We start from the raw sequence: 562 nt of genomic DNA, 5'->3' as shown, positions 1-562 counted from the left end.
AGACTGTCAACGGTTCAGATGTTAAGTTTGTAGGGACATGGGAATTTACAGCAAGCCCAGCTCCAACAGTTACTCATAAAGCAGTTCACGAGTTTGTGAGTGGAACTCCAGGAAAAGAACTTCCACAAGAAGTAAAAGCCTTGCTTCCAGTAGATCAAACAGACTTGAAAGACGGAAGTCAAGTGACTCCAACTCAACCAAGTAAAACGGAAGTTAAGACAGCAGAAGGTACTTGGAGTTTCAAAGCATACGATAAGACTTCAGAGACTGTCAACGGTTCAGATGTTAAGTTTGTAGGTACATGGGAGTTTACAGCAAGCCCAGTTCCAACAGTGACTCATAAGGCGGTTCACGAGTTTGTCAGCGGAACTCCAGGTAAAGAACTTCCACAAGAAGTTAAAGTCTTGCTTCCAGCAGACCAAACAAACTTGAAAGATGGCAGCCAAGCAACGCCAACGCAACCAAGTCAAACAGAGGTTAAGACAGCAGAAGGTACATGGAGCTTCAAGTCCTATGACAAGACTTCAGAGACTGTCAACGGTTCAGATGTTAAGTTTGTAGG

At 44.0% G+C, this 562-nt stretch carries 1 protein-coding gene; it reads left to right on the top strand.

Features of this window, described 5'->3' with window-relative positions; genetic code table 11:
* The coding region (locus tag HMPREF2780_RS08750; RefSeq protein ID WP_233994392.1) for an SHIRT domain-containing protein at positions 1 to 562 on the top strand (562 nt) is incomplete at both ends.

The sequence above is a fragment of the Streptococcus sp. HMSC062B01 genome, assembly GCF_001811085.1.
Taxonomy (GTDB): Bacteria; Bacillota; Bacilli; order Lactobacillales; family Streptococcaceae; genus Streptococcus; species Streptococcus gordonii.
The sequence above is the reverse complement of the archived record's forward strand: the minus strand, read 5'-3'. Positions and strand labels throughout refer to the sequence as shown.